Below are 24,969 nucleotides of genomic sequence, written 5' to 3'. Positions count from 1 at the left end.
TCACCATGCGTAAATTACTGAGTTCTGCCGCGTTACTGTTGATACAGGCATGTACAACAGAAAAGCCTTTAGACAATTCTAATTCGACCAATGACACCCTCATTCCATTTACTGTCGAGCAACCACTGAGTTGTAGTTTCGGAAATCTGGAGTTGAATGACAATGTTGTTGTCTTGGCGGCTGGCGGTGGGGAGGGTAAAGAGCTTGATTTTGTCATAGAGCAAAAAAGCGGTAATGCTGCTAAAAAAATAGATGTTGCAGTCAACTCAATCGATAAACCGGTTGTATTGATGCTGGGTACTTATAACCCCACGATTTGGAATATAGGCTGGACGCCTGGCACCAAAATTTTAGCCGTTTCCGTTTTTGGTTATCACAAACAACGTGTTTCAGGATTACCGGCCGGTACGCTGGTATTGGCAAGTAGCCATGATGAAGGTGGCCCGTGCGAATTAACGGCGCTAACAAACAATAAAACGGGTTCGAATGAAGACAAACAAGCCCAGCAACTTTTTAATCGGCCGATAGCGAGTTTTAGTCGAGTGGCGAGAGGTAAAGTGACGATTGGTGACCCTATAGCTTATGGTGTGAGTTTGGTGACTTCAAACGCAACCCCACTCGAATCATTTCGTGAGCCGAATACACCGCTAGCCGGGAGTGCCGGCTTGGAACAGGCCTTGAAGGAAAACATATTAAGAAAGGCAACATTAAACGATGTCGCGGAATGGACCAGATTGCTTACACAAAAGTATGCTCAAATGCATAAAAAGCCACCTGATATTCCTCCGTATCTGGATAATGCATTTATGGTCTTGAAAGAATTTGTCTGTCCTGCCGGATTATATGGTAGCCATTCTGCAAATTTCTATGTCGCCAAAGGAGTTCCTTACCCGAAGGGCGATTGCGGCCATTCGAGTATTTACGATTTCAATTCCATGATGCTCGAATGTAGCGCGGGTAGTGCTTGTGGGGAAGATATCCTTAACGGAAGAATCGGCGCAGGCGCGATGCGGCGCATGACGACTATTAACTCGGGTCCTAGTAAGCCCGGCGATTAAATAGAGGAAGCGTGTCGGAAAACTATTGGACTACAATCGTCGAATGCAGATAAACATTCGGCATTGGATATTTGCGTTCGGTTTGTTTCGTAAACGCTGATTGCATGCTGGTCTACTTACGCTATCTGCACGTAAGCAGACGCTGAAGAACCGGAGTTAAACGGCAACTCTTGGCTGATTTTTCAGTAGTCCCGGCAAGATCAGCGAAACCCCCTTCGATTTCCCCAAGGCATAAGCTATGCAAACACCCGCAAACAAACTCTACTGCACCGCCCAAATCCGCGAAGCCGAGCGTTATGTGATCGACGAACAGGGGATTCCTGGTAGGGAATTGATGCGGCGGGCCGGATACGCGCTGTTCGAACAAATACAGCGGCGTTGGCCGGAACACGCCGCGATCACGGTGTTTTGCGGCGGCGGCAATAATGGCGGCGATGGTTATGAGGTGGCGACGCTGGCCTTGCAGGCTAATTATCAGGTAACCGTTTACGCCTTGACCGATCCGCATGGATTGCCGGGCGATGCGCTTGCTGCGTATCAAGATTTTTTAAATGCTGGAGGTTGTGTCAGCGACTTCGAAGCCGGGCAATCCAGGCTGCAAGGCGTGATCGTCGATGCTTTATTCGGAATTGGTTTGAGTCGGGAAGTCGGGCAAGGTTATGCGTTAGCTATCACCGCGATTAACGATTCAGCCTGTCCGGTAGTTGCCGTGGATGTACCGTCGGGCTTACACGCCTACACCGGTTCGGTGTTGGGCTGCGCGGTTAAGGCCGATGTGACGGTGACTTTTATCGGTTTGAAGTGCGGCTTGTTTACCGGCGCAGCACCGGAATATTGCGGTGAGATTATTTGCAATAATTTGGATATCGACGCGGCAGTGTTGGCGGCAATGCCCCCGTTCGCGGAATTGCTGGAAAAGTTAGCGTTACCGCGCCGTCCGCGGACGGCGCACAAAGGCCATTTCGGTCACGTACTGTTGATCGGCGGCAACCTGGGTTATACCGGGGCCATACGCTTGGCGGGTGAGGCGGCCTTGCGTTCCGGGGCCGGTCTGGTTAGTATCGCCACCCGCGCCGCGCATAGCGGGCTGATCAATATCGGCCGGCCGGAGTTGATGTGCCACGGCGTGGAATGCGGCGAAACGCTGCACGCCTTACTGGATAAAGCCAGCGTCATCGTGATCGGGCCCGGCCTTGGTCAGGACGATTGGGCCAGGGAAATGTTTGGCACCGTCATGGGTCGCGATAAGCCTTGCGTGCTTGATGCCGATGCGCTGAATTTGCTGGCGGAGCAACCGCAGCGCCACGACAACTGGGTTTTAACACCGCACCCCGGCGAAGCCGCGCGCTTGTTGGCATGTAATACCCGGCAAATCTCGGCAGACCGCTTTGCAGCCTTATCGGATATTCAGAGTCAGTACGGTGGTATCTGTTTGTTAAAAGGCGCCGGTACCTTGATTAGCAACGGTGAAACGGTATATGTCGGCACCACCGGTAATCCCGGCATGGCCAGCGGCGGCATGGGCGATGTGTTGTCCGGCTTGATCGGCGGTTTGCTGGCGCAAGGCTTGAGTTTGGAGCAGGCGACTAGGCTGGGTGTTTATGTGCATGGCGAAGCGGCTGACAGTCTGGCTGCGGAATTTGGCGAGCGCGGCTTGTTGGCCGGTGATTTGCCGGAACGAATCAGGAAATTATTGAATTAATGAACATCACGCTGGAAACCCCCGAAGATACCGAAGCGTTGGGCGCCGCGCTTTGGCAAGCCTTGCCGGAAAAATGTCTGCTGTTTTTGTACGGCGATTTGGGTGCCGGCAAGACGACGCTGGTACGCGGCTTATTGCGCGCTGGCGGCCACTCAGGCGCGGTGAAAAGCCCTACTTACACCCTGGTCGAGGAATACGAAGTCGATGGCCGGCGCTTGTTTCATTTTGATTTGTATCGGTTGAAGGATCCGGAAGAACTGGAATGGATGGGCATGGACGATTATCTGAATCAAGATGCGTTGTGCTGCATCGAATGGCCGCAAATGGGGGCGGGATTTTTGCCCAAGGCCGATGTGGAGGTTAGCTTGAATTATTTTCAGCGGCAACGTACCGCTGAAATCAATGTGTTAGCAAAAAATCGGCTTGGCGACATAAAACTAAACTGGAAAAACAATAACCTACTGCTATAATTTCAACGAAGTTGTCACTAGTGGAAATGTGGGGTATGCAGCAGATGTCTAAAATTTTCTGGATATGGGGTTTGTTATTACCCACGTTTTCGGTGCTCGCGGCTCAGACTGAACTGGGTCCGATCAGTTATTCATCCACCAATCAACTGCTGGTCAATTTGCCGAGCACGGTCAAGCATCATGCGTTTGTGTTGAAAAGTCCTAATCGTCTGGTTATGGATTTTAGCGATGCCAAAATGGCGCAGGATTTGAATCAACCGGTTGCGGATCATCCCTTGTTTGGTTTTGCCCGCAGCGCAATGCGTAACAACAAGGATTTGCGTATCGTCGTCGAATTGAAATCTGATGCGGACGCCAAAGTCGCGATGGTCGGTAAGAATTTACAAATCGATTTGGCGGCAAAAGATCAGCCAGCGCAGCCGCAATTGACAGCCAAGCCGGCGGAAAGAGCATTTACTCCGGTTGCGGCGGTTAAAACGGAAAAGCCGACAGCTACCCCCGAGGTTGCTGCTGCCGAAAAAGCCGATAAATCCACTAAAAAATCCGAGACCACTGCCAAACCTGTCGCGGTTAAATCGGTCGCCAAAGCCAAGGGTCGTCACATCATTGTGGCCATCGACGCTGGCCACGGCGGTAAGGATGTCGGTGCGCAGGGCGCGAACGGCACGCAGGAAAAAGACGTGGTGTTTGCGATTGCCAAGAGTCTGCAAGGTATGGTCAACAGCCAGCCGGGTATGAAAGCGGTGATGATTCGCGATGGCGACTATTTTGTGAAATTAAACGAACGCCGCCGTATTGCCCGCGTGGCCAAGGCCGATTTGTTTGTGTCGATACATGCCGATGCGTTTAGCGACAGCCAGGCGCACGGTGCCTCGGTATATACGTTGGCCAATAAAGGCGCGTCCAGTGCCGGCGCCACGTGGCTGGCTAACAGCGAAAACGCGGTGGATGGCGGTGCCGCCGAGGACAGAGATGACACCTTGACCTCGGTGTTGATGGATTTATCCAATAAGGCGGCGAAGGAAGCCAGCCAAAACATCGGTAATAAGGTGTTGAGAAGTGTGAAGGGTGTTGGTCATTTGCATCGCAATACCGTGCAAAAAGCCGGATTCGTCGTGTTGAAGTCGGCGGAAATTCCGTCGATTCTGGTGGAAACCGCTTTCATTTCCAATCCGGAAGAAGAACGCCGTTTAAACACCAAGGCTTATCAAAACAAAATGGCCTCGGCGGTATTTAGCGGCATTGTCGGCCACTTTAAACAATATGCTCCGGCCGATACGATGATGGCGCAGCTGAATCGTTTCGGCAAATCTAAAGCCGTGCAATTGGCGGCAGTGGATGTGGATGACAATGAACCGGTGGCTAAAGCAAAACCGGAACAAAAACCGGTGTTGGCGGCTAGAGAGCTGGATGCCGCTCCCGCCACAATCGCGAGCAACAGTGCCGGCACGCATCATGTCATCAATCGCGGCGAAACCCTGTCCGGCATCGCCCAGCAATACGGCATAAGCATGCGAGCCTTGCGGATGGCCAATGCGATGAATGACGGCAATGTGCGCGTTGGTCAGGTGTTGCAAATTCCGCATGACAGCTGATTAAACTATCTTAAAGCGGGGCGAATCATTTCGCCCCGTTTCATTTCCATCCGCTAAAATACGCGCTTTTGTTTGAGCGCGGCCAATGCGGATTCATGCTTTACCTACCCAATTAGTCAATCAAATCGCCGCCGGCGAGGTGGTCGAGCGGCCGGCGTCTGTGGTCAAAGAGCTGGTGGAAAATTGTTTCGATGCTGGCGCCACCCAGATTCAAATCGATGTGGAGCAGGGCGGCACCCGGCAAATCCGAATCCGCGACAATGGTTGCGGCATCGTCAAAGACGATTTGGCGTTGGCTTTATCCCGGCATGCCACCAGTAAGATTGCCTCGTTGGATGACTTGGAACATGTGATTAGCATGGGCTTTCGCGGCGAGGCCTTGCCCAGCATCAGTTCGGTGGCGCGTTTGACTCTGATTTCCCGTACTGCCGATGCCGACTGCGCTTGGCAAGTCAGCGCCGACGGCACGGAGCAAAATTTCGACCCGCAACCCGATCCGCATCCGCCCGGTACCACGGTGGATGTGCGGGATCTGTTTTACAACACCCCGGCCCGGCGTAAATTTTTAAAAGCCGAGAAAACCGAGTTTTCTCACATAGAAAGCCTGATTCAAAAATTGGCTTTGGCGCGTTTTGATGTCGGTTTTCTGTTAAATCACAATCAGCGCGAAGTGCTGAATCTCAAACCGGCTGACACCCAAGCCGCCCAGGAAAAACGCATTGCGGCAATTTGCGGCTCGGCTTTTGTCGAGAATTGCGTGAAGATCGATTTTGCGGCGTCGGGCTTGCATTTACATGGTTGGGTCGGCTTGCCGACGTTTTCCCGCAGTCAGCAGGATATGCAGTTTTTCTACGTGAATGGGCGCTTAATCAAAGACCGCTTGGTGGCCCATGCGGTGAAGCAGGCCTATCAGGACGTACTGTATCACGGCCGGCATCCGGTGTTTGTATTGTATCTGGAACTCGACCCAGCGCTGGTTGACGTCAATGCGCATCCGACCAAATTGGAGGTGCGTTTTCGGGAAGGACGGATGGTGCACGATTTTCTGTTTCAGGCTTTGCACCGCAGCTTGGCGGATCAACGGCCCGGCGCTACCGCGGTAGCGCAGCACATTGAAACTGTAGGCGAAGTTTCGGCGGCGCAAGCGCCGATGACGCAGTTGCGGACGCCTTTGAATCAGCAAACCTCTTTACCGCTGACGATGCCGGAGTCGGGTGTGGACAGCATGCCGCAACGAGTTACACCTGAAGCATTCGGCGCTTATCGCTACCCGTCCGAACGAGCAAATATGTCGGATGTGGCCGAGCAAATTAAAGCTTACGGCAAGCTGTATCCTCAGACCGAACGCGCCAGTCCAATCCAGACAGCCGGCGAGTCGCCGATACCGCCGCTGGGTTTTGCTTTGGCGCACATCCACAATATTTACATTCTGGCGGAAACGGCCAACGGCATTATTTTGGTCGATGCCCATGCCGCCCACGAGCGGGTGACTTACGAGCGCCTGAAACAGCATTACCACAACCGTGCCATCGTCTCGCAGCCGCTGTTGTTGCCGATCAAATTGCAAGTCACGGCCGCCGAGGCCGATCTGGCCGAGCAGGAGCACGAATTTTTTATGAACCTGGGTTTCGAAATCAACCGCTCCGGGCCGGAAACCGTGGTACTCAGAGCCACGCCGGCCTTGCTGGCTAAAACCGATGTCGACCAATTGGTGCGCGACATTCTGGCCGATTTGGCGACTCACGGCGTCAGCCATAAAGCCCAGGAAAGCATCAATCAAGTTCTGGCGACGATGGCTTGCCACGGTTCGGTGCGGGCCAAGCGCAAGCTCAGCATCGAAGAGATGAACGCCTTGCTGCGCGATATGGAGCAAACTGAGCGTATCGGCCAATGCAACCACGGTCGTCCAACCTGGGTGGCGCTAAGCCATCAGGACTTGGACCGGTTTTTCATGCGCGGGCAATAAATGAAAGAGACACATAAACCATCGGCGATTCTGTTGATGGGGCCGACCGCATCCGGCAAAACCGCACTGGGCGTGGCGCTGGCGCAAGCCTTGGACACCGAAATCATTAGCGTCGATTCGGCCTTGGTTTACCGAGGCATGGACATCGGCACCGCCAAGCCTACCGTCGCCGAGCGCGGCGGCGTGCCGCATCATTTAATCGATATTCTCGATCCCCACGAAAGTTTTTCCACCGGCCAGTTCCGTGACCGTGCTTTAGCGTTGATGGCGGATATGACTGAACGTGGCAAGTTGCCGGTTTTAGTGGGAGGGACGATGCTGTACTTTAGCGCCTTGACCCAAGGTTTGGCGCAATTGCCGGCCGCGGACCCAGAGATTCGCCAACGATTGGACGACGAATTGCAAACCTTGGGGAAAGACGCCTTGCATGCCCGCCTGGTGCAAGTCGATCCGCAAGCCGCGGCGCGGATCCACGTCAACGACCCGCAACGTATTCAACGGGCGCTAGAGGTCTTTGAAATCAGCGGTCGGCCGCTATCCAGTTTCTTCGACGCCGATCAGCAAGCCGAGCATCCGTATCGGTTTATCAAATTGATTATTGCGCCTGAGCAGCGCAGCACTTTGCACGACAAGATTGCCGAGCGCTTTGATTTGATGCTGAAACAAGGTTTTCTCGACGAAGTGCAGGCTTTGTGGCAACGCGGCGATCTGGACGAAAGCATGCCGTCGATACGCTGCGTCGGGTACCGGCAGGCTTGGTCCTATCTAAGCGGCGAATACGACCTGGCAACCATGCGGGACAAAGCAATTATCGCCACTCGTCAATTGGCCAAACGGCAATTTACCTGGCTACGTAAAGAACAGGATGCCCAGCATTTGATCACCGGCTCTAAAGACCTAGTCAGCCAAGCCTTAGCCTATTGCCGCGCCTATGAATAAAGCAGAACAACGCCAAATCGCCTACGCAGTGCGTCATGCTCAGGCAGATAAAGATGCGATCAGCGCCGACATTTGCCGGCGTGTTGTCGAGCAAGCCTGGTATCAAGCAGCTAAGACGGTGATGTGGTATTTGCATTGCCGTTCAGAGGTGCAGACGCTGTCTAGCGTAGAAGCTGAACTAAATGCGGGTAAGCGGGTCGTCGTGCCTTATTGTACGGTCGATGGCGCGGGCCATAAGCAACTGGGTTTGTGGCAGTTGGAATCACTCGACGAATTGCAAGCGGGCATGTGGAATATTCTTGAGCCGCCGCGTGCACGTTGGCTGGAGCCGGCTAAGCAAGTGGTTGCTGATGAGCTGGATGTCGTCGTCGTGCCCGGCGTGGCGTTTGACAAGCAAGGCGGGCGCTTGGGCAACGGTGCCGGTTATTACGACCGGCTACTCCAAAAAGTGCGGCCCGACGCGGTGTTGGCGGCGATTTGTTATGAAGCCCAACTATTGCCGGAGGTGGCAATGGATACACACGATGTGTTCATGGACTATGTGCTTACCGAGCGCGCGATTTATTCAGGCAACAGGCATGCTTAACGATGAATTGGGGCGAGCTAAAGCAACAAATTCCCACTAGCCCCGCCTTGGTGCTGGACGAGGCGCAAATTTTTGCCAATCTAAAACCGCTGCAAGCGCTGAAGCAGGCAAGCGGCTGCAAGATTTTGTATTCGATGAAGGCGTTGCCTCTGGCGGCCTTGCTGGCGTTGATAAAAGATCAAATCGACGGCTTTTCGGTCAGTTCGCTGTTCGAAGCGCGCTTGGCGAGAGAGGTGTTGGCAGATGCAGGCGGTGGCATCCATTTGACCACTCCGGGCTTACGCCTCGACGAGTTCGCAGAGTTGGGCCGGCTTTGTAGTCATATCAGTTTTAATTCCTTGCCGCAGCATCAGCGGCTAAAGGCGTTGGCTGACGGTTATTCGCCAGGTTTGCGGGTTAATCCCAAGCTGTCTTTTGCTGACGATCAACGCTATGACCCGTGCCGGCCGCATTCGAAATTGGGGGTCGATATCGAACTGCTGCGGGATGGTTTGCCGGCTGATGTGGAAGGACTACATTTTCACACGGTATTTGCCTGCCGGGATTTTACGCCCTTGCAACAGACGCTGGAAAAGCTGCGGCCCATTCTAAAGTGCAATCGGCTTAAATGGCTGAATTTGGGCGGCGGGTATTTGTATCACACCATCGCCGATCATCAGGATATTGCCGAGTTGATTAGGGCTGTGCGAGCCGAATTTGGCGTTGATGTATATGTGGAACCGGGTAAGGGGCTGGTCGGAAATGCTGGTTATTTGTTGACCACCGTGCTGGATCGCTTCGTCAGTGACGGCAAGCAGGTGTTGATTTTGGACACCTCGGTGAATCATCATCCGGAAGTGTTCGAATATCAGATGAAGCCGCGCTTGCTGGAAGAAGAGGGTGCCGGTGAACAATCGGCAATTTTGGCGGGCTCGACCTGCCTGGCTGGTGATGTGTTCGGCGAATATCGGTTTAGGCGGATTCCTGAGGTTGGAGAGCGTTTAGTGTTTGCCGACGTGGGGGCGTATTCGCTGATCAAGGCTAACCGGTTTAACGGTTACCAGTTGCCGGATGTTTACATCGTCAATCCGGCCCGCTGGGTGCTGCAAAAGCGCGATAGTTATGCCGATTATTGCCGGCAATGGGCGAATAGCGGCGATTAGCGTTTCGCGCTGGTTTTGTGTTTAAGGGTGGGCGTGCGGCGGTGCTTGCTCTTGGTCCAGGCCGCTCATTAGCGCTTCCATCTTCTGAATGCTGGCATCGCAACCTTCGATGCTGGCTTGTACCTTGGCTTTAAAGCGCAAGCCCATGTGTTCGCCATCACTTTCCCGTTCCGCATATTCGTTCAACAGATGACAGGCATCGTGCATAGTTTGTTCGGCATTTTCGAAGGCCTCATTATCCGGCAATTGCTCGGCTTCACTGAGCATCATCAGTCGGCTTAATAGCGCACTCTGGTGGCGGAATACCGATTCGGCGTAGTCGGCAAAGCTGTCATGCTGGCTATTGGCCGGCACGCTGGCGCAACCCACTGCACCGCATACCACCAATGAAAATAGAGTCAGAAACTTCAAACGCGGTAAAACCATCGGCATCGTGTTTAAGCCTTTTGCGCAGTAAAAATGCAATATTCGGTGAGTTTTTCGGTAAACAACTGATGTTGGGCCAGACCGACCAAATAATTGGCGGTTTGTGCCTTGGAACGTAGCCCCAGCCATTGGCTGATGGTTTGTACCGGTTTCAGGCGTTTGGCGACTTTGAACATGTGCTCGACTGAAGCGTGGGTTTGCGCGGTGATGTCGTGGCAAACGATGGCTTGAAAACCTTGCTGTTCCAATAAGTCAGTAAATTCGTCGCGCGCACAAAGATTCGGTACGGCCCAACCGTTCAAGCAGGTTACCACTGCCCGCCATTGATGTTCATCGAATTGACGCTGCGACACAAAGCCGTCGCAAACCACAATCCGGCCGCCGGGCTTTAACACCCGCCAGGCTTCGCGCAAAAAGTCGCCTTTGTGCAGCGCATGACATGAGCTTTCCAAAGCCCAGACTACATCAAACGATGCGTCAGGAAATGGCGTGGCGCAGAAATCGGCGACCTCGAAATCGACCAGTTCGGCAACGCCATGGCGTTTGGCATGTTGGCGGGCGTAATCGGCTTGCTTGGCGCTGATGGTGATGCCGGTTACCCGGTTGCCATGCTGTTTGGCCATCCAGATCGTGCTGCCGCCGATACCGCAGCCGGCGTCCAGAACTTTATCGCCGGCTTGAATGCCGGCCTTTTCATAAAGAATCTGATTTTTGTTCAGCAAGGCTTGATGCTGATCGTAGGGCTTGGTCTCGTCCCAATAGCCGTAATGTAAGGCCAAATTGTCGCGGTTGCACCAGGCCACCAGATAGTCGTTGTAGCAATCGTCGTAGTGTTTCGCGGCGTCCGCTTGCAGTTCGGTGCTGGATAATTCGGCGTTATCGCGCAGGCTTTGGTCGCGGTAATCTTGATTGGGTTCTAGGTTGTACATCGTAGCGGGAATCGAGGAACGGGACGACTGAGCGTAAGGCAAGGTAAACGGCCGGATTAGTTGGGTTGCCGGCCATTATAATTCAGATCGGCGATTCGCTTCATGCTAGCCGACAGATTGTTGAGTTGCGGGTGATTGATTTCCAGCGCGGCGAATATCTGTTTTATGGCTAACTCTTTGATTTGCTCCGGTTCCATGCCAAAGCGAATCTTGAACAAGCGCCGCTGTTTGCCGACCGGTAGCGCTGCCAGAATTTCGCTTAAACGTTGATCGATCAATTGACGAGCTAGAGCAAGTTCGGGACTTAAACCTTCGTCCTTGGCTTGGAAAGCGGGTTGGGTGGGCACGGGGATTGGCTGATTTGCCGTGGCCGCGCGCTGACGCATCTCCTGTAAACGCGAACTTTTGCCAGGATTGACCAAGAGCGAATCCGCTGGACGGGTGGGTGATTTAGCCATGATGTTTGTGGTGGGTTGAATGCGCGGGATCGTGAATCAAATTGCGTATCACCACCGAGGCGCAGACGCCGCCGAAAGCCGCCGGCAAATAAGAAATGGTGCCGTATGCCGACTTTTTATAATTGCTGCCGTCAGTAAACATCAACGAATCCTTGTTGACCACTTCCGGGGAAAACACCACCTTCACGCCGCGGCTGATGCCGTGTTTGCGCAGGCGGGTGCGGATGAATTGCGCAAATGGGCAGTTGTAGGTTTTGGAGATATCCACCACTTTTAGATGGGTCGGGTCCATTTTGCCGCCGGCGCCCATCGAACTGACGATTTTCATGTTGCGGGCCTTGGCGGCGCGGATCAGCGTGATTTTTGGCGTCAAGCTGTCGATGGCATCGACCACATAGTCGTAATGCTGGCTCAATAGCTCGTCGGCAGTATCGGGGGTGATGAATTCGTGTTTGATGGTCAGTTTTAAATCCGGATTAATCGCCAGCAAACGCTCGCCCATGATGTCGGCTTTGGATTGGCCGTGCGTCGTGGACAGCGCCGGCAGTTGCCGGTTGCGATTGCTGGGATCGACGACGTCGCCATCGACGATAGTCATCTCGCCAACCCCGGCCCGGCAGATGAATTCGGCGGCAAACGACCCCACGCCGCCCATGCCCACTACCAGCACATGAGATTGCTGGAGCTTGTCCAGTTTGGGCTTGCCTATCAGCAGTTCGGTGCGGGACAGCCAGCTTAAATCAGTCATTAAGAAATACTCGTTTGAAATTGCTCAGGATTTGTTGGCGCAAGGTCGCGATGTCTAAGCCAAGCATTTTAGCCGCAGCGGCGTATATTGCGTCAATGGATACGTTTGCGGCGTCGGTTTCCAGGAACAATTGATCAGCTGGCGTGCAGCTTAGCGCTTTGCCGGCATGGCTGCGAGGATTCAGCAACGCCGCGCCAAAGGAAAGATAAACCCCGTGTCTTAGTAATTGTTCAGCCAAGGCAGGTTTGCCGCTAAAGCCGTGGATGATCCAGGGTGTCTCGGTGTTTGGTGTGGATTTTTTAATCTGAATCAGCTCGTTGAAGGCGCGCACACAATGGATGATCAACGGTTTGCCTAGTTGGCTGGCGAGGGTGATCTGGTGAATGAATGCTGGAATTTGCATCGCCAACGGCGTGGCAATAGCTTTATCTAGTCCGCATTCGCCGATTGCCAGTAGGTGTGGATCCTGGCTTGCCGCGCTGATTTTCCGTAGAGCTGTTTCGGCGTCTTCTTCGTCGAGATGCCAGGGATGTAAACCCAAGCTGTAAAAACCGTTGTGTGTTGCCGTGACGTCGAAATCCTGGGTGGTGATGCTGAGTATTTCAATGGTCTGAAGGGCGCCGGTTTGGTGGCAATGGATGTCAATGTAGGCATCGGCCAAGCTCAGCGCCTCGTTAGCTGTTTCAATTTTCACTGAATTACCATCGGTTACTCGATAAAAATTAACACCCTTAAAAAACCGTTATCGCACGGTATAATGCTATTTTATTTCTTCAGCAGAAAAACAATGGCGCAATATATTTTTTCGATGAACCGGGTCGGCAAGATCGTACCGCCCAAAAAGTACATCCTTAAAGACATTTCCTTATCGTTTTTTCCAGGCGCCAAAATAGGTGTGCTCGGTTTGAACGGCTCCGGTAAATCCACGCTGCTGCGCATCATGGCTGGCATCGACAAGGAAATCGAAGGCGAAGCGATTCCGCTGAAAGGCACCAAGATCGGCTATCTGCCGCAAGAACCGCAATTGGATCCGAATAAAACTGTGCGCGGCAATATCGAAGAAGCGGTTGCGGAAATCAAAGACGTGCTTGCTCGATTGGACGCCGTCTATGCCGCTTACGCGGAGCCGGATGCCGATTTCGACGCGCTAGCCGCCGAACAAGCCAAGCTGGAGGACATTATCAATGCGTGTGACGGGCATAATCTGGATCGCACGCTGGAAGTAGCGGCCGATGCCTTGCGCCTGCCGGACTGGGATGCCGATGTCACCAAATTGTCTGGTGGCGAAAAGCGCCGTGTCGCGCTGTGCCGCTTGCTGCTATCTAAACCCGATATGCTGTTGCTGGACGAGCCTACCAACCACTTGGATGCCGAGTCGGTAGCTTGGTTGGAGCGTTTCCTACATGACTACCCGGGCACCGTTGTCGCGGTCACCCATGATAGATACTTCCTCGACAACGTCGCTGGCTGGATCTTGGAGCTGGACAGGGGGATGGGGATTCCCTGGGAAGGCAATTACTCGTCTTGGCTAGAGCAAAAGGAAAAACGTCTGGAGTTGGAGGAAAAACAAGAGTCTTCTCGACAAAAAGCCATGAAAGCAGAGCTGGAGTGGGTGCGCTCAAACCAAAAAGGCCGGCACGCGAAGAGCAAGGCGCGTCTGGCGCGCTTTGAGGAGTTGTCATCGGTCGAGACGCAAAAACGTAACGAGACCCAGGAAATTTATATTCCACCCGGTCCACGGCTGGGCGATGTGGTGATCGACGTCGAGAACATCAGCAAGGGATTTGGCGACAGATTGTTGATCAACAATCTCAGTTTCAAATTGCCGCCGGGAGGTATCGTCGGCATCATCGGTCCGAACGGCGCTGGTAAAACTACACTGTTCCGGATGATGGCGGGATTTGAAAAACCGGATGCCGGCGAAATCAAATTCGGCCAAACCGTGCAGATGGCTTACGTCGATCAGTTGCGCGACGACATGGACAACAACAAGACGGTTTGGGAAGAAATTTCCGACGGTCTGGACATGATTACCGTCGGCAAATACGAAACGCCGTCGCGGGCGTATATCGGCCGGTTCAACTTCAAGGGTGGCGATCAGCAAAAACGCATAGGCGAATTGTCCGGCGGCGAGCGTAATCGCGTGCATTTGGCCAAGTTGCTGAAAAGCGGCGGCAACGTACTGCTGCTCGACGAGCCGACCAACGATTTGGACGTGGAAACCTTGCGGGCACTGGAAGAGGCTCTGCTGGCTTTCCCTGGTTGCGCGGTGGTGATCTCGCATGATCGCTGGTTCCTGGATCGTATCGCCACACATATGTTGGCGTTCGAAGGCGATAGCGAAGTCGTGTGGTTTGAGGGTAACTATGCCGACTACGAGGCCGATAGGCATCGCCGCCTGGGCACAGATGCCGACAATCCGCGTCGTATCAAATATAAAAAAATCGGCTAAGCTGAACTTAAGCAGCCGTTGTTATTTTCGCAACGGCTTTGCTAATAAAGATTCGATTGAACTTGAAATAGCGGCTAGCAGTCCCAAAGTCACTAACAGTTTTTATTGATCCGCAAGCCCGCGTGTTGAAATTGGTGGGTGTAGCGGGTAATGTATTAATAGCGCACCGAACAATAATAAGGAGAAATAGGATGTCGAAAGCACAAAACTTGCAGGACAACTTTTTGAATGCCCTCAGAAAAGAACACACTCCCGTGTCGATTTTTTTGGTTAACGGTATCAAACTGCAAGGCCGCGTCGATTCTTTCGACCAATACGTGGTGATGCTGAAAAACACTGTGAATCAAATGGTTTACAAGCATGCCATATCCACTATCGTTCCCGGCAAAAATGTCACGATGCACCGTGACCCCGACGTTAGCGACGAAAGCTAAGAGGTTATTTTTTGTTTGAACGTCCCGATGCGGGTGAACGAGCCATTCTCGTTCACCTCAATTTGCAAGTTGGTCAAGAAGACCTCGACGAGCTGAAAGAACTAACCAAATCCGCAGGCGCCCAACCCACTCATGTAGTCACCGGTAGCCGGTATCGGCCTGACCCGAAATATTTTGTCGGCACGGGCAAGGTTGAAGAAATTAGGTCGGCGATCATTGAACACGAAGCCAATATCGTTATCGTCAATCATCCACTCACACCCAGCCAAGAGCGCAATCTGGAGAAAGCCCTGGAAGTCAGGGTGGTGGATCGCAATGGTCTGATTTTGGATATTTTTGCGCAGCGGGCGCAAACCTTCGAAGGTAAATTACAGGTCGAACTGGCACAGCTTAAACATTTGTCGACTCGATTGATTCGCGGCTGGACTCACTTGGAACGGCAAAAAGGCGGTATCGGTTTGCGTGGTCCTGGCGAAACCCAGTTGGAAACCGATAGACGATTGTTGGCGGTGCGTATCAAGCAGATTCAACAGCGCCTGGGTAAGGTTGAAAAGCAGCGCCATCAAGGCCGAAGTAAGCGTAAAAAGGCCGAAACTCCTACCGTATCTTTAGTTGGCTATACCAACGCCGGTAAGTCCACCTTGTTTAACACCTTAACCGGTGCCGACATTTATGCGGCCGATCAATTGTTTGCCACATTGGATCCCACCTTGCGGCAATTGTCGCTGAGTAATGGCGGCGAAATTATTTTGGCCGATACCGTGGGCTTTATTCGGCATTTACCTCATGAATTGGTGGCGGCGTTCAGATCTACGTTGCAAGAAGCCAGCGAGGCGGATTTGCTGTTGCACGTGATTGATGCGGCGGCGGAAGATCGCGAAGATACGATCTATCAGGTTAACCAAGTCTTGAGCGACATCGACGCCGCTAAAATCCCCCAGTTGATGGTATTCAACAAAATCGATTTGCTTGAGGATGTGGCGCCGCATATTGATTACGATGCTGACGGTAAGCCTGTCAGCGTCTGGATTTCCGCGCAAAACGGGGTAGGCTGTGATTTGTTGCAGCAGGCTCTGTCCGAATTATTCGCGAGCAGTAAGGTGATTCGAAAGTGCTTTTTGCCAGCCAGCCAAGCCGGATTAAAAGCAAAGTTATTCACTTTTGTGAAAATAATCGACGAGGTCAATAACGATAGCGGCGATTGCGAATTGACTATAGAAATCGACAAAAAGCATTTGGGCTTGTTGAAGGGTATTGACGTTCATGAGCAGGCTTAGTCGGGGGATTGACGTAAGAATCCCCCAGTTATTTGCTCGGAAATGGTTAAGTTACGATAGAATGGCGACTTTTCGGATAGACCAGCCAGTGCTTCGAATCATCGAACAGGCGGTCATTACGAAATAGCTTTAGAGTTTTCAAATCCAATCTTTGGAGTGTTTGGTATGTCTTGGAATGAACCCGGCGGTGGTAAAAAAGACCCCTGGAGTGGTCGTAATGATAAGAATGATCCACCCGATTTGGACGAGGTAATTCGTTCGCTACAGGACAAGCTGGGCGGTATTTTCGGTGGCGGTTCTAAAGGTGGTATCGGCAATGGCCCGTCGATGAAAGGTGTCGGTTTGCTGGCTGCCGGTGCAATCGTTCTATGGGGTTTGAGCGGATTCTATACCGTCGACGAAGGTACGCGCGGCGTGGTGACTCGCTTCGGTGCCTATGTCAATACCACACAGCCCGGTCTGAACTGGCATATCCCGTCGCCTATAGAGCAAGTGGCGGTCATCAATGTCGAGCAACAACGCTTTATCGAAGTGGGTTACCGTTCCGGTGGCGGGCAGGGTATGGGTTCAGTGCCTAAGGAAGCGATGATGCTGACTAAAGACGAAAATATCGTCGACGTCCGTTTAGCCGTCCAATACCAAGTCAAAGATGCCAAGGACTATGCGTTCAACGTACTCGACCCTGCCTCAACGCTGAAACAAGTCACCGAAAGCGTGCAGCGCGGTGTGATTGGCCGTAGCGATATGGATTTTGTGCTGACCGAAGGCCGTAGCGACATTGTTTTGGCGGTTAAGTCAGAAATTCAAGCGGTCATGGATGCCTACAAAACCGGTATTTTGATCACCAGCGTCAACTTGCAGGACGCGCAGCCACCTGAACAAGTACAAGGTTCCTTTGAAGATGCCATCAAGGCGCGGGAAGACAAGCAGCGCTTGATCAACGAAGCTGAAGCTTATTCTAACGATGTAGTGCCCAAAGCCCGTGGTGCCGCTTCACGTATCGTGCAGGAATCTGAAGCCTACAAAGAAAAAGTGATTGCCCGCGCAAACGGTGATGTCAGCCGCTTCTCGCAATTGCTGGCCGAATACAAAAAAGCACCGGCGGTAACCAAGCAGCGGATGTATATCGAAGCGATGGAATTGGTCCTGGGCCGTTCCAACAACGTGCTGGTGGATGTCAAAGGCGGTAACAATATTATGTATCTGCCGTTGGAAAAGTTGGCGAATAAGGCTGCTGAAGATGCCGCCCCGGCCCCCGTAGTCAGCCACGAGCCGGTTTCTTTAAGCCCCCAACCTGTGAAAGAAATTAAAACCGATGTGCGCACGTCAAGCCGTGAACGCGATGTGAGAGGACGCTAAGATGGGAAATAAGATTTTAGTCGCCGTTGGCGCAGTAGTAATCTTGCTCTCGATGTCGGTATTTACCGTGGCAGAAACCGAGCGGGTAATTAAGTTTCAATTAGGCGAGATTGTCGGTGCCGATTTCCAACCGGGCATGCACTTTAAACTACCGTTTATCAATAATGTTAAAAAGTTCGAAGCGCGCATTCTGACCATGGATTCCACGCCGGAGCGCTTTTTAACGGCGGAAAAGAAAAATGTTATCGTTGATTCGTTTGTCAAATGGCGGATAGGTGATGTCAAGACCTTTTACACCACCGTTGCCGGTGATGTGAACCAGGCTAATATTCGTCTCGATCAAATCATCAAAGATTCCGCGCGTAGCGAATTCAGTAAACGCGAGATCAAGCAACTGGTATCTACGGATCGCAGTGCCATTCGCGATGCTTTGATTACCAATGTCTCGCCGCATGCAGCAAAATTAGGCATTACCATCGTTGACGTTCAAGTCAAGCGTATCGATTTGCCGGCTGAAGTGAGTACCTCGGTTTATCAAAGAATGGAAGCCGAACGGGCGCGGGTGGCTCGGGAGTTCCGTTCACAAGGTTCGGAAGCCGCCGAGCGGATTCGCGCTGATGCAGACAAGCAGCGGGAGATCATTTTGGCCAACGCTTATCGCGATTCCGAAGTAATGCGAGGTGAAGGTGACGCTAAAGCTGCGGATATTTTCGCTAAAGCATACAGTGAAGACAGCGATTTCTTTGCGTTTTATCGCAGCCTGATAGCGTACAAAGAAAGCCTGGGCAAATCCGGCAACATCATGGTGCTGGAACCGAATTCCGACTTCTTCAAATATTTCAAGAATCAGAAATAACCTCCATTTGAGTTACGTGTAGTCAAACGCCCCGCCATGCGGGGCGTTTGCTGTGTTTGAGACAGACAAAATGCAAAAAAAAGACACCTGGCTATTGCCGGAAGGAATTAGCGAAGTATTGCCGGAACAGGCCGCGCATCTGGAGAAGTTGCGTAGAAAGCTTTTGGATACTTTTGCCTGCTGGGGTTACCAGTTGGTCATTCCTCCGTTTGTGGATTTTCTCCACTCCTTGCTGATCGGTTCAGGACATGACCTGGATTTACAGACGTTTAAGCTGACCGATCAATTGAGTGGCGAAATGTTGGGGGTACGCGCAGATATGACGCCGCAAGTGGCGAGAATCGACGCTCATCACTTCCAGCACGACGGTCCGACTCGCTTATGCTATGCCGGCACCGTGCTGCACACTTTGGGCGATCCTCTGGAAAAAAGCCGTAGCCCGATGCAAATTGGTGCTGAACTTTACGGGCATGCCGGCCTGGAAAGCGATTACGAAGTCATCCAGTTGATGCTGGAAATGCTGGCGATTAGCGGTTTGCAAAACGTGCACTTGGATTTAGGGCACGTCGCTATCTACCGAGCTTTGGCTGAACATGCCGGTCTTGATCCGCAACAGGAAGCTGAATTGTTCGATGTTCTGCAGCGTAAGGCCAGAACTGAACTGGCGGAATTGCTTGCCGAGTTTAATATAGACACGCGCTATAAAGACGTCTTCAATGCTTTGCCTAAACTGAATGGCGGCCGGGATGTACTTGATAAAGCTAAAGCCTTATTGACCGGTTTTGCCGGTGCCGATGAAATTGCCGGCGCCTTGGCGGATTTGCAGGGTATAGCCGATAAATTACGCCGAGATTTTCCGGCGTTGACGGTGAGTTTCGATTTGGCCGAGTTGCGGGGGTATCACTATCATACCGGCATGGTATTCGCCGCTTTCGTGCCTGCTTTGGGCAAGGAAATTGCCCGCGGCGGCCGCTACGATAATATCGGCGAAGTATTCGGCCGAGCGCGAGCCGCTACCGGTTTTAGTGCAGATTTAAAAGTATTGGCGGGCATGTATAAAGTCGATGACGAAGCAGCGCAGTTAGTGTTTGCCCCTTTTGCGGAAGATGCTGATTTGCGGGAAGCTATTAGAGATTTACGTGCGCAAGGCGTGGCAGTGATTCGACATCTGCCGGAACAACAAGGCGGCGCTGAACAGCAGGGCTGCAATGCTATTTTAGAAAAACACAATCAACGCTGGGTTGTTAAATCAATAAGCTGTCGTTAGATCAATAAGCTGTCGTTAAACCACTAGTTTAAGGTTAGAAATATGGGAAAGAATGTTGTTGTTATCGGCACGCAATGGGGCGATGAAGGTAAAGGTAAGCTGGTCGATCTTTTAACCGAACAAGCTGCTGCGGTGGTGCGCTTTCAAGGCGGCCACAATGCCGGTCACACCTTGGTGATTAACGGCGAAAAAACCGTATTGCATCTGATTCCGTCCGGTGTATTGCGGGAAGGCGTGCAATGCATGATAGGCAATGGCGTCGTGCTGTGCCCGGAAGCATTATTGAAGGAAATCGAGATTTTGGAAAAATCCGGCGTACCGGTCCGGCATAGGTTGCAGATCAGCGAAGCCTGCGCCTTGATTTTACCGATACATGTTGCTATCGATCAGGCTCGTGAGAAGGCTAGAGGCAGCAAGGCCATCGGCACGACTGGCCGCGGTATTGGGCCTGCCTATGAAGACAAGGTAGCCAGACGCGGCTTGCGAGCCGGCGATTTGCGCAATACCGAAGAATTCGCCGCTCGCTTAAAAGAGCTGGTCGAATATCACAACTTCATGTTGATTAATTATTACCATGTCGAGCCGGTTAATTATGACGAGGTACTGGCAAATACCTTGCGTTTGGGTGAGATCATCAAGCCGATGCTGACCGACGTTGGCGAGGCTATCTACAGCTATCAAAACCAAGGCGAAAACGTGCTGTTCGAAGGCGCGCAAGGCGCACTTCTTGATATAGACCACGGTACTTATCCCTACGTCACTTCATCCAATACCACGGCGGGCGGTGCGGCTACCGGTACTGGAGTAGGGCCTTTGGCGCTGGATTATGTGTTGGGTATTACTAAAGCCTATTCCACTCGCGTCGGTAACGGCCCGTTCCCCACCGAATTGCTGGATCATTACGGCGAGCATCTGGGCGTGAAAGGCCACGAGTTTGGCGCCACCACGGGCCGTAAACGCCGTTGCGGCTGGTTCGACGCGGTGTCCATGCGTAAATCGGCGCAATTAAATAGCTTGAGCGGTATCTGCCTGACTAAGCTCGACGTGCTGGATGGTCTGGATAAAATTGGTATCTGCACCGCTTACAAGATTAACGGTGAAATGACTGAGACCGCCCCGCTAGGTGCTGATCAATATGCGGCGTGTGAAGCCGTTATTGAGGAAATGCCGGGTTGGACAGGTACGACTGCTGGCGTTACTGATTTTGCACAATTGCCGGAAAATGCCAAAGCCTATATTGCTAGGCTGGAACAACTGGTCGGTGTAAAAGTCACGATCTTGTCTACCGGCCCGGATCGGAACGAAACCATAGTCTTGGAAAATCCGTTCCAGGCTTAATGCTTAAGCAATAAACCTGCCTTTAAGACGCTGAATATATTCAGCGTCTTTACAGTTTTAATCGTTCAGAAAATACAGCACCGCTGTTTCGGTTTATGCTGGGGTCAATCTCTAGCGACAGCTCTGTTCCGGTTGGTAATCCATTCGCTCCATGAGCCGGCGTAAAGTTTTGAACCAGTCAGTCCTGCAATTTCCATCGCTAACAGGTTATGGCAGGCGGTCACACCCGATCCGCACATATGTACTACTTGCTCGGCTGGATAAGGAGCTACTAGTGCGCTAAATTGCTGGCGTAGCTGATCGGCGGGTAAAAATAATCCCGATTTGTCCAGATTGGTTTGCAAGGGCCTATTTCTCGCTTTGGGTACATGGCCGGCTACTGGGTCTATAGGCTCTTGTCGGCCATGGAAGCGTTCAGGTGCCCTGGCATCTATCAAGGTGATTTTTCGTGTCGCCAAACCGTTTGCCACTTGATCGGCATCCAGCCATTGTTTGTTGTCCAGATAGACGCGGAATTGGCTGGCGGTAATGTTTGGAAGCACGGTAGTGACCGGAAAATCTTGCTTTTGCCAGCGTGTAAATCCGCCATTCAGCACCGCGACTTGAGTATGGCCCATGGTGCGCAGCAGCCACCACATCCGCCCGGCAAACGCGCCACCGGCATCGTCGTACACCACGATTTGGCTGCGGTTGTTGACGCCCCAATTGCCCAACTTTTTACCTAATACGTTAAAGTCAGGCAATGGATGGCGACCAGTATACGATTGCACCGGTGAAGACAAATCCTGATTTAAATCAGCATAGCGCGCACCGGGAATATGGCCTTGTCGATAGGATTTATGACCGGCTGTCACATCGGCAAGCGAGAAACGGCAGTCGAATATTCGCCAATCCGGATTGTCCAAGTTAGCAGCTAGAATGTCTGCGGAAACCAGTGTGGTGTAGGACATGCTTATATCTCCAAAATAATTTTACCGATATGTTGGCTGCTTTCCATACGCTCGTGGGCTTGCGCGGCCCTAGCTAGTGGAAAAACCGAATCGATGATGGGTTTGATTTGGCCGGATTCCAGTAGCGGCCAAACCTTTGCAAAAAGTTGTTGGGCTATTTTAGCTTTGAAATCATCGTTGCGGGGGCGCAAGGTGGTGCCGGCAATGGTCAGGCGCTTCATTAGCACGGATGCCAGATTGATTTCGCTTTTACCGCCGTTTTGGATGGCAATTTGTTGGAGTCGGCCATCGATAGCCAGACATTTCAAGTTACGCGGCAAGTAGTCCCCGCCGATTATGTCTAAAACGACATTAACGCCTTTGCCATCTGTCTGATGCATAACGGCTTCGACAAAGTCCTGCTGCCGATAATTGATCGCCAGGTCCGCCCTCAGTTCTCGACAAAACTGGCATTTGTCATCGCTGCCGGCCGTCACAATCACTTGCGCGCCAAATGCTTTGCCAAGCTGAAGGGCGGTGGTGCCGATGCCGCTGGTGCCACCATGCACCAGTAACGTTTCGCCGGCTTGCAGTTTCGCGAGATCAAACAGGTTGCTCCACACCGTAAAAAAGGTTTCCGGTAACGCGGAGGCCTGAATAAAACTCAGACCTTGCGGTATTGGCAGGCAGCAACAGGCGCTTGCCAGGCAATACTCCGCATAACCGCCGCCGGTCAGCAATGCGCAAACCGAGTCGCCAATGTTAAGGTGTTTTACTTGGCTGCCAAGTTCAGCGATAGTGCCCGCTACTTCCAGGCCTAGAACCGGGGATGCGCCGGTTGGCGGAGGGTACAGGCCTTTGCGTTGCATCAGGTCCGGGCGGTTTACTCCGGCTGCGGCCACTTTGATCAATACTTGATGTGGGGCGGGTGAGGGTAGAGCTTGATCGGTGACGATTAAATCGGTCAACTCGGCGGTGCGATAAATCTCGATGACGCGCATGATGATAAGCTTTGCGGAGAGAGTGTCGTATTATATGCGCCGCATTTGACTAACAGTATTTTTTCAACGAGAACATTCATGATACGTGCAGGCATTGTCGGCGGTACCGGTTACACCGGTGTCGAATTGTTAAGAATTTTAGTGTTGCATCCGCAGGTCGAGGTTAGCGTCGTGACGTCCCGCGCGGATGCCGGAATGCGAGTGGATCAGTTGTATCCGAGTCTACGGGGCTGCTGTGATGTGACATTTAGCCTGCCGGAACTGGACAATTTAAAAGACTGCGACGTGGTGTTTTTTGCGACGCCGAACGGCACGGCCATGCTGATGGCCGAAGCCCTGCTCGCGCTTGGTGTCAAGGTTATCGATTTATCTGCCGATTTCCGGATTAAAGATCAACAGGAATGGGAAAAATGGTATGGCATGCAGCACAACAGTCCGGATTTAATTGCTGAGGCGGTCTACGGTTTGCCAGAAGTCAATCGCGAGCAAATCAAGCAAGCCCGTTTGATCGCTTGTCCTGGATGCTATCCGACTGCCGTGCAGCTCGGATTTTTGCCGTTATTGGAGGCCGGGGCGATTGATGAGCAGCATTTGATCGCCGATGTAAAGTCTGGAGTCAGCGGCGCAGGGCGCAAGGCGGAAATCTCGTCCTTAATGAGCGAGGCAGGTGAAAGTTTTAAAGCCTATGCGGTCAGCGGGCACAGACATTTGCCGGAAATCAGGCAGGGTTTGCAAAATGTCGCCAGGCAGGCGGTTGGTTTAACTTTCGTGCCGCATCTGACGCCGATGATACGCGGTATTCACGCCACGCTGTATGGGCGTTTAAATCGGAAGCTGGATTTGCAGAGAGTGTTTGAAGAGAAGTATCGGGAAGAAAGATTTGTCGATGTGTTGCCAAGCGGCAGTCATGCCGACACTCGCAATGTGCGCGGTAGTAATCGCTGTCAAATTGCCGTGCATCAACCGCAATGCGGTGATACGGTAGTGATTTTGTCTGTGATTGATAACTTGGTGAAAGGCGCTTCGGGGCAGGCGGTGCAAAATATGAATCTGATGTTCGGGCTGCCCGAGTATCTGTCTTTAGAGACGGTTGCTTTATATCCTTAATATGTATTAAAAACGTGGTGCATAAAAAAACAGTCTTCCGGTTTTATTCGGAAGACGGTTTCTTATTTAGAGCTTCTGTGCGCTTATGCGGCCAAGGCTTGAGTTTTGCGATTCATTCTCCAGCCCAGCATGCCGCCAGCCAGCAACAACAGGCTGGTTGGCTCCGGCACGCTGCCGGCACCGCCGCCACCGCCTGGCGTTCCTGATGTGCCTTCAAGCTTGGTGAGCTTGAAGTAGTCGTTGCTGTTGTCGACGTTAGAGTCTCCCAAGCCGGAACCCCATCTGCTGCTGTACGCGCTAATCAGCCAAAGACTTGAAGACAGGCTGTTTGGGTTGATGTCTTCAGCCACGTCGCCAACGGTATTGTAACTACCTACGAATTCCCAGCTGTTGCTAAGAAGACTGGAAATACTTTTTCCGGAAATATCTGCTGCGCCAGTAAGCGCACCGGTAGCCGGTACCGTGCCTTTGTATCTGAGAACCGATATATCTGAGTCGTAGGCCGTGGTATCCGGCCAACCGACAGTTAGTTTGTCTAAAATCGTGCTGCCATCAAACCGAAATAGTACCGCTTCGATTCTGCCGTTGTTATCAACCGCATGGTCTGGGTAGCTATTTGTCGTCTCCGAGCCGCTTAATACACCCAGGCCGTTAGCACTACCGTACCAAGCTAGTGTGGCTGCTGAAAAAGTTGAAGTGCTTGTAGTCCCAACTGAGTATGCAGCCATACTTTGAATGCCCGTCGGTGTCACTGAACTAGTACCGTTTATAGTCCATATGGTGGCGTTAACCGACCACGGGGCCAGCAGCAGAGTTGCTATAGCCAAGAGTTTTAGGGTCATAATGTCCTCGCAATTTTTGAAATTTTACCTTCCGGTATTGTCTTCGTCGGCCTGGAAATAACCATTGTACTATTGGTCATGAACAAAG

General features: G+C 52.2%; 24 protein-coding genes. 16 read left to right on the top strand and 8 right to left on the bottom strand.

The genetic code is table 11. The features are described 5' to 3' along the window. Window positions 1–5 precede the first annotated feature (5 nt). The 8 genes from QLH52_RS03945 (at window position 6) to QLH52_RS03910 (ending at window position 9,458) form a co-directional block, all read left to right on the top strand. Complete coding sequence (locus QLH52_RS03945; RefSeq protein ID WP_205453783.1) at window positions 6–1,058, top strand: hypothetical protein; 1,053 nt, start codon at window positions 6–8, stop codon at window positions 1,056–1,058. A gap of 238 nt (window positions 1,059–1,296) precedes the next feature. Beyond that, a complete protein-coding gene (locus QLH52_RS03940; protein WP_319960605.1) occupies window positions 1,297–2,760 on the top strand; it encodes an NAD(P)H-hydrate dehydratase in 1,464 nt (487 codons plus the stop codon). Next, window positions 2,760–3,230 carry a tRNA (adenosine(37)-N6)-threonylcarbamoyltransferase complex ATPase subunit type 1 TsaE gene (gene tsaE / locus QLH52_RS03935; RefSeq protein WP_319960604.1) on the top strand — a complete coding sequence of 157 codons (471 nt, stop codon included), beginning with the start codon at window positions 2,760–2,762 and terminating at the stop codon, window positions 3,228–3,230. Before QLH52_RS03940 ends, tsaE begins: the two co-directional genes overlap by 1 nt. Before the next feature lie 44 nt (window positions 3,231–3,274). Then, window positions 3,275–4,825, top strand: a complete 1,551-nt coding sequence (locus QLH52_RS03930; RefSeq protein WP_319960603.1) for an N-acetylmuramoyl-L-alanine amidase — start codon at window positions 3,275–3,277, stop codon at window positions 4,823–4,825. Window positions 4,826–4,910: 85 nt separating this feature from the next. Further along, entirely contained in the window at window positions 4,911–6,791 is a 1,881-nt protein-coding gene (mutL, locus tag QLH52_RS03925) for a DNA mismatch repair endonuclease MutL (protein ID WP_319960602.1), read from the top strand. Continuing rightward, a complete protein-coding gene (gene miaA, locus QLH52_RS03920) occupies window positions 6,792–7,730 on the top strand; it encodes a tRNA (adenosine(37)-N6)-dimethylallyltransferase MiaA (protein ID WP_319960601.1) in 939 nt (312 codons plus the stop codon). Further along, window positions 7,723–8,316: a 5-formyltetrahydrofolate cyclo-ligase gene (locus QLH52_RS03915; RefSeq protein WP_319960600.1), complete on the top strand. Its 594-nt coding sequence runs from the start codon at window positions 7,723–7,725 to the stop codon at window positions 8,314–8,316. Before miaA ends, QLH52_RS03915 begins: the two co-directional genes overlap by 8 nt. Window positions 8,317–8,318: 2 nt before the next feature. Continuing rightward, window positions 8,319–9,458: a type III PLP-dependent enzyme domain-containing protein gene (locus QLH52_RS03910; RefSeq protein WP_319960599.1), complete on the top strand. Its 1,140-nt coding sequence runs from the start codon at window positions 8,319–8,321 to the stop codon at window positions 9,456–9,458. Between the two features lie 21 nt (window positions 9,459–9,479). Here QLH52_RS03910 and QLH52_RS03905 read toward each other — a convergent pair whose 3' ends face one another. The 5 genes from QLH52_RS03905 to QLH52_RS03885 are packed head-to-tail and all read right to left on the bottom strand — an operon-like array spanning window position 9,480 to window position 12,713. Further along, window positions 9,480–9,890, bottom strand: a complete 411-nt coding sequence (locus QLH52_RS03905) for a hypothetical protein (RefSeq protein ID WP_319960598.1) — start codon at window positions 9,888–9,890, stop codon at window positions 9,480–9,482. 5 nt (window positions 9,891–9,895) lie between these two features. Continuing rightward, a complete protein-coding gene (locus tag QLH52_RS03900; RefSeq protein ID WP_319960597.1) occupies window positions 9,896–10,813 on the bottom strand; it encodes a class I SAM-dependent methyltransferase in 918 nt (305 codons plus the stop codon). Between the two features lie 56 nt (window positions 10,814–10,869). Beyond that, on the bottom strand, window positions 10,870–11,271 hold the full coding sequence (locus QLH52_RS03895; protein ID WP_319960596.1) for a hypothetical protein: 402 nt from the start codon (window positions 11,269–11,271) through the stop codon (window positions 10,870–10,872). Then, the gene (locus QLH52_RS03890; RefSeq protein ID WP_319960595.1) at window positions 11,264–12,019 is read right to left on the bottom strand and encodes a tRNA threonylcarbamoyladenosine dehydratase; all 756 of its coding nucleotides are present in this window, start codon (window positions 12,017–12,019) and stop codon (window positions 11,264–11,266) included. The genes QLH52_RS03895 and QLH52_RS03890 overlap by 8 nt, the downstream gene beginning before the upstream one ends. Continuing rightward, window positions 12,012–12,713, bottom strand: a complete 702-nt coding sequence (locus QLH52_RS03885; RefSeq protein WP_319960594.1) for a TatD family hydrolase — start codon at window positions 12,711–12,713, stop codon at window positions 12,012–12,014. The genes QLH52_RS03890 and QLH52_RS03885 overlap by 8 nt, the downstream gene beginning before the upstream one ends. Before the next feature lie 93 nt (window positions 12,714–12,806). Between QLH52_RS03885 and ettA the strand changes: the two genes are divergently transcribed. The 7 genes from ettA to QLH52_RS03850 all read left to right on the top strand — a co-directional run bounded on the left by ettA (window position 12,807) and on the right by QLH52_RS03850 (window position 21,002). Next, window positions 12,807–14,471, top strand: a complete 1,665-nt coding sequence (gene ettA / locus QLH52_RS03880; RefSeq protein WP_319960593.1) for an energy-dependent translational throttle protein EttA — start codon at window positions 12,807–12,809, stop codon at window positions 14,469–14,471. 191 nt (window positions 14,472–14,662) lie between these two features. Further along, window positions 14,663–14,905: an RNA chaperone Hfq gene (gene hfq, locus QLH52_RS03875; protein WP_020482487.1), complete on the top strand. Its 243-nt coding sequence runs from the start codon at window positions 14,663–14,665 to the stop codon at window positions 14,903–14,905. 11 nt (window positions 14,906–14,916) lie between these two features. Continuing rightward, on the top strand, window positions 14,917–16,182 hold the full coding sequence (gene hflX, locus QLH52_RS03870; RefSeq protein WP_319960592.1) for a ribosome rescue GTPase HflX: 1,266 nt from the start codon (window positions 14,917–14,919) through the stop codon (window positions 16,180–16,182). 165 nt (window positions 16,183–16,347) lie between these two features. Next, complete coding sequence (gene hflK, locus QLH52_RS03865; protein ID WP_033157324.1) at window positions 16,348–17,541, top strand: FtsH protease activity modulator HflK; 1,194 nt, start codon at window positions 16,348–16,350, stop codon at window positions 17,539–17,541. Window position 17,542: 1 nt separating this feature from the next. Next, window positions 17,543–18,397, top strand: a complete 855-nt coding sequence (gene hflC / locus QLH52_RS03860; RefSeq protein WP_033157325.1) for a protease modulator HflC — start codon at window positions 17,543–17,545, stop codon at window positions 18,395–18,397. Between the two features lie 70 nt (window positions 18,398–18,467). Continuing rightward, window positions 18,468–19,664, top strand: a complete 1,197-nt coding sequence (locus QLH52_RS03855) for an ATP phosphoribosyltransferase regulatory subunit (RefSeq protein ID WP_319960591.1) — start codon at window positions 18,468–18,470, stop codon at window positions 19,662–19,664. A gap of 42 nt (window positions 19,665–19,706) precedes the next feature. After that, complete coding sequence (locus tag QLH52_RS03850) at window positions 19,707–21,002, top strand: adenylosuccinate synthase (protein ID WP_171694686.1); 1,296 nt, start codon at window positions 19,707–19,709, stop codon at window positions 21,000–21,002. 104 nt (window positions 21,003–21,106) lie between these two features. Here QLH52_RS03850 and QLH52_RS03845 read toward each other — a convergent pair whose 3' ends face one another. Both QLH52_RS03845 and QLH52_RS03840 read right to left on the bottom strand, forming a co-directional pair. Continuing rightward, window positions 21,107–21,952 (bottom strand): sulfurtransferase, encoded by an 846-nt coding sequence (locus QLH52_RS03845; protein ID WP_319960590.1) that lies wholly within the window; start codon window positions 21,950–21,952, stop codon window positions 21,107–21,109. 2 nt (window positions 21,953–21,954) lie between these two features. Beyond that, on the bottom strand, window positions 21,955–22,932 hold the full coding sequence (locus tag QLH52_RS03840; protein ID WP_319960589.1) for an NAD(P)H-quinone oxidoreductase: 978 nt from the start codon (window positions 22,930–22,932) through the stop codon (window positions 21,955–21,957). Between the two features lie 78 nt (window positions 22,933–23,010). Here QLH52_RS03840 and argC point away from each other — a divergent pair, with 78 nt between their 5' ends. After that, window positions 23,011–24,039: an N-acetyl-gamma-glutamyl-phosphate reductase gene (argC, locus tag QLH52_RS03835; RefSeq protein ID WP_319960588.1), complete on the top strand. Its 1,029-nt coding sequence runs from the start codon at window positions 23,011–23,013 to the stop codon at window positions 24,037–24,039. An 83-nt stretch (window positions 24,040–24,122) separates the two neighbouring features. Here the strand turns inward: argC and xdp1 are convergent, their stop codons facing one another. Continuing rightward, window positions 24,123–24,881 (bottom strand): exosortase-dependent surface protein XDP1, encoded by a 759-nt coding sequence (gene xdp1 / locus QLH52_RS03830; protein WP_319960587.1) that lies wholly within the window; start codon window positions 24,879–24,881, stop codon window positions 24,123–24,125. Window positions 24,882–24,969: the final 88 nt, after the last annotated feature.

The sequence above is a fragment of the Methylomonas defluvii genome, from assembly GCF_033949435.1.
GTDB classification, from domain to species: domain Bacteria; phylum Pseudomonadota; class Gammaproteobacteria; order Methylococcales; family Methylomonadaceae; genus Methylomonas; species Methylomonas defluvii.
Note: the sequence above shows the minus strand (reverse complement) of the source record. Positions and strands in the feature narration are given on the sequence as shown.